The sequence below is a fragment of the Burkholderia sp. Ax-1720 genome, assembly GCF_011753035.1.
Lineage (GTDB): Bacteria > Pseudomonadota > Gammaproteobacteria > Burkholderiales > Burkholderiaceae > Burkholderia > Burkholderia gladioli.
Genome location: NZ_VWWK01000308.1, coordinates 1 through 4,303, shown reverse-complemented (window position 1 = coordinate 4,303; position 4,303 = coordinate 1). Strand labels below are relative to the sequence as shown.

Annotated in this window: 3 protein-coding genes and 1 pseudogene; all 4 read right to left on the bottom strand. The window is 71.7% G+C overall.

What is annotated here, in order from left to right:
* On the bottom strand, nucleotides 1-335 hold a 335-nt coding region (locus F3J18_RS35765; protein WP_240156500.1), incomplete at its 3' end, for an aldolase/citrate lyase family protein.
* Complete coding sequence (locus tag F3J18_RS35760) at nucleotides 332-2,101, bottom strand: IucA/IucC family protein (protein WP_166916832.1); 1,770 nt, start codon at nucleotides 2,099-2,101, stop codon at nucleotides 332-334. The genes F3J18_RS35760 and F3J18_RS35765, both read right to left, overlap by 4 nt.
* Nucleotides 2,098-3,936, bottom strand: a complete 1,839-nt coding sequence (locus tag F3J18_RS35755) for an IucA/IucC family protein (protein WP_166916830.1) — start codon at nucleotides 3,934-3,936, stop codon at nucleotides 2,098-2,100. The genes F3J18_RS35760 and F3J18_RS35755 overlap by 4 nt, the downstream gene beginning before the upstream one ends.
* 5 nt (nucleotides 3,937-3,941) lie before the next feature.
* A pseudogene (locus tag F3J18_RS35750) lies at nucleotides 3,942-4,303 on the bottom strand (MFS transporter); the annotation flags it as partial.

Genomic DNA, 4,303 nt, shown 5'->3' with positions numbered 1-4,303 from the left:
GCATGACGCGCGGCCAGCACGGCCCGGCGCGCCTCCTCGATCGAGCGCACGCGCGGCACCACGATGCCCTGCGCGCCCTGGTCGAGCGCCGGCGCGACCTGCGCCAGGGCCGCCACCCGTACCAGGACGGCCAGGCCCGAGGCGCGCGCGGCCAGCAGCATCGCCGTCAGCGTCGCGCCGTCGATCAGCGTGTGCTCGAGATCGACGATCGCGAAGTCGTAGCCGGCCGCGGCGATCAGTTCGATCGTCAGGGGCGCGGGCGTCGAGCAGAACACGCCGAATCGCGGGCCGTCCGCCGGATCGCCCAGCGAGGCCTTCAGCATCGGGGCCGTCATGCCTGCACCGCCTGCGCCAGCGGATTGGGCGCGGCACGCGTGCGCAGCCGGAGCTCGGGCAGGAAGCGGCGGCTCGCCAGTTCCTCGATCTGCAGGGTGGGCGCGAAGCAGTCGAACAGCGCGAACCGTGCCGCGAGCGCGGGATGGCGCGCCTGATGTGCACGGATCGCCTCGGCCGCGATTGCCCAGAAGCGTGCCTCGTCGAAATCGAGATGCTGCGCGAAGGCCCAGGCGACTTCGGCCAGGTTGACGAACAACAATGCGTCGCAGGTGAAATCGCGCAATTCGTCGGCGTCGTCGGTCTCGACGAAGGAATTCGGGTTGACGGCGGCATGTTCGGCGGGTGGCGCGCTCAGCACCGGCGGCGGCCCGCTCAGCCACTGCCGCGAGAAACGCACGCCGTCGTGGAAGTCCTTCAGCGCGACGCGCTCGGGCAGGCCGTCGACCAGGATCAGGACCATGTTCTGCGCATGCGACTCGAGCGCCGTGCCGTGCGCCCAGAGCAGGTGCAGCACCGGCAGCCAGGCGCGCTCGATCAGCCGACGCAGCCAGGCCTCGATGCCGTGGCGCGCCACCATCTCCGCCACCAGCAGGTGCCCATCGGCATCGGGCTGCGGCAGCGCCGTCATCGGCAGGGCGCGCTCGCCCTCGACCAGGTGCGCGTGGATGCTGTCGCGCCAGATGCAGGCGAGCGCGCCGTACTGGCCTGCCGCCGGCGTCGGCGGCAGATAGGCGACCCCCGCGATCTCCTTCAGGATCACGGGCCGCGCCAGCGGCGCGGCCCATTCGGTGCTCGCCACCAGTGTGTCCAGCCAGTCGCTGATCGGAGCCGCATTGCAGACCGTGTGCGGCGCGAGCACGCGCGAGGTCGAGGTATTGACGAGATTCATCGCGAGCTTCACCGAAGGTGCGTCGCGGCGCTCGAGATTGGCCAGCGTGCGGATCGACTGCTGCGGGCGATAGCGATCCTGCATCGGCCCGACGGGGATCAGTTCGCGCCGCGCGCGGGCGGGATGGCACGCCGTCTCCCCGACCATCTCCCACTGCCACGGATGCACGGGCAGCGGCAGGTAATCGGCCGGATCCAGGCCGAGCCCGGTCAGCCGCAGCTCGAACGCGGCGCGTTCGGCGGGGGCCAGCAGCGTGCGCGGATCGCGCGCCTCGACCGCCTGCCCGGCAGCCCAGCGTGCCTGGTCGACGCGTACCGCGAGCAGCAGCGGCGCCACGCCGGGCGAACATTCGGGCGCATAGCGGCGATTGTGATCGAGCGTGAAGCCGAGCCGCGACTTGTAGGTCGGGTGGTAAGGATGCGCGCCGGTCAGTCCGGCCTCGGTCTCGTCGTAATCGGCATCGCGCAGCAGGCGGCCCTGCCGGGCGATACGCGTTTGCGCATCCTTCACGTGGGTCGCGAGCAGTTCCGTGGCGAATTGCGCGAGCCGCGCCGGCTCGGCCGCCAACTGGCCGGCCAGCTCGGCGATCACGCGCGCGACGTCCAGGGCCGGGGCATCCTCGGCGCCGCAGCGCCGCCGTACCGGCGAGACGACCCGCAGCCGCGCGAACGAGACGCTGCGCTGCACATGGCAGTGATAGATCACCTCCGCGCCCTGAGGATCGGTCGCCGCCACGCTCAGCAGCGCGCCATCGCGCCGCGCCAACGGCAGCCGCTCCTCGAACAGCAGCGCCTCGAACAACTGGCGGATCACGCGCCGCGCCGCGTCGCGATAGGCGTCGCTGTCGACCAGCGCGTCGAATTCGGCATGCATCATGCTCGCACCTCCGTGCCGAACAGGGGATTGGGAATCTCTACCCAGGCCGGCAATTCGCCGTGACGGCCGAAGCAGCTCGACATGTTGGCCTTGGCCGGCAAGCCCGGACGCCGCACCAGCTCGGCCAGCAAGGCGAGCAGCGCCGGCTCGCCGCTGTCCGCCCAGGCTTCGGCCGTCAGCCGCCACAGCGTGGCCTCGTCGCCGTAACCGGCGCGCGCGACGCTGGCCGCCAGGTGGCCGACCTGGTTGACCAGTACGTAGTAGAGAAAGCGTTTCCAGGCCACCTCCTCGTCGTAGAGCGCCGGGCTGGCGGCATCGAGCCGGTCCGGGAAGCGGCATCGCGCGCGGCTGATGCTGGCGCCCTCCATGTCGCGCGCGTAGCCACGCGCGGGCCAGCCGGCCCGGAACGCGACCATCGCGTTCTGCAGATGCGCCTCCAGACTCACGCCCTCGTGCGCGAACAGGCGCAGCATCGGCAACAGCATCACGTCGAGGTAGGCGCGCCACCAGGCGGCCAACCGCGCCGGCGACGGCGTCTCGCCGAGCGCCTCGCGCAGCAGCGCCTGCAGCAGGGTGCCGCCGTCCGGGCGCTCCTCCACCACGCTCGCCAGCACGCGCGCCTGGTCGCCGGCATCGTCGCGCATCGCCTCGCGGTAGATCACCAGGCTGCTCGCGCGCAGTGCCTCGTCGGCCGTCGCCAGGCCCGCATGGGCATGGTCCAGCAGGATCTCGAACCCGGGCGACTGCCGATAGCGGCGTGGCAGGCACGCCAGGTAGCGGCTCGCGTCGAGCGCGCGCGCTGCCTGCTCGGGCGGATTGTTGCGGATGAAGTTGGTGATCCGCACGTCGAGCGGCAACTTCAGGAAGCGCCGCTGTCGCGGCAGCCAGACCGTGCGCACCGACGAGGTCGGCCAGGCCAGCTCGCCCATCGGACCGAGCGAGATCAGGTCGCGCGTCTTCAGCATCGCCTGCACGTCCTCGCGCGCGAGCAGCCAGCCGGCCTGCCAGGGATGGCAAGGCAACAGCCGGTACTCGCTCTCGCCTAGCAGGGCCGCCGCGGCGTGCATCGCCTCCGGGTCGATTGGCGGCTGCGCGCGGTCGATCGAGCGGCTCTCGAAACGACGCGAGGCGACCGCGAAATAGTGCAATCGGAACGCGGCACGTCGCTCGGGTGCGTAGGCGGCCACATCGTGATCGTCGAAACCGCTCGTGGCTTTCGAGGTGACGTGAAAGGCATGGCCGAAGCGCAGCGACTGCTCCGCCTCGACGAACGGCGAGGGCCAGGCGGCACCCGCCGCGAGCGCGCGTGCGTGCTCGCGCGGCACGTCGCGATGAAAACCGCGCACGCGCTCGATGCTGTCGTGCATCAGGGCGGCGAACTGCGTGGGCCAGCCCTGCGCATCGAGACCGGCGCGCACGGCGAGCGCCTGGGCGATCGCCTCGGCGAACACGGCGGGTCCCTCGCAAGGCTGCGCGCCGTGTTGCGGCGACCACCACAGCGCATAGGGCGCGAGCCGATGAAAACCAATCCCGGAAAACCGGTCGAGCGCGACCACCACCGTGCTGCCGTCGTGCGGGAAGCTCACGCATGCGAGCTGGTGCCCCCGTTCACGCCAGTCGCGCGCGATGGCGCGCACCGATTCGTCGGGCAACTGTCCGTCGGCCACGCGTGGGTCGAAGCGACCCGTCTCGCGGCACCAAGTATTGAAATACTGTTCGAGCAGGCGGCGATCGAGCGGCGCGATGCGAAAGCGCTCGGCAGCCGAGCCGTCGACGAAGGCCGCGCACGCGCACGGCGTCGCCGACGTGGCCGGCGGCAAGGAAAGGGATGGCATGGCGATTACCTCGATTCGGTCACGGAGGAGGAGGACAGGGCCACGCCGGGACGTGCCACGGCGGCCGCGGCGACGAACATCGTCGCGGTCAGCCACAGCGTGGCGGCGGGCCCCAGGGAAGGCAGCACGGCCAGCACGGCACAGGGCCCGAGCAATTGCCCGAGCACCATCGCGCCGCGTGCCGTCACGGTTACGCGGCCTTGCAGCGCGGGCGGCGCGGCGCGGCAGCAGGCCAGCAGCATCGATTGCGCGAGCGCCGCGTAGGCCGCGCCCTGCGCCACGCGCAGCAGCGCGACAGCCCACAGCGAGGCGGCCAGCGGCATCAGCGCGAGCGCCAGCGCGCAGAGCAGCGCGCCGGCCACGAAGA

Bases quoted from the DNA above. Each gene is read 5' to 3' on its own strand.
- F3J18_RS35760 (WP_166916832.1), bottom strand. From the start codon at position 2,101: ATGATGCATGCCGAATTCGACGCGCTGGTCGACAGCGACGCCTATCGC.
- F3J18_RS35755 (WP_166916830.1), bottom strand. From the start codon at position 3,936: ATGCCATCCCTTTCCTTGCCGCCGGCCACGTCGGCGACGCCGTGCGCG.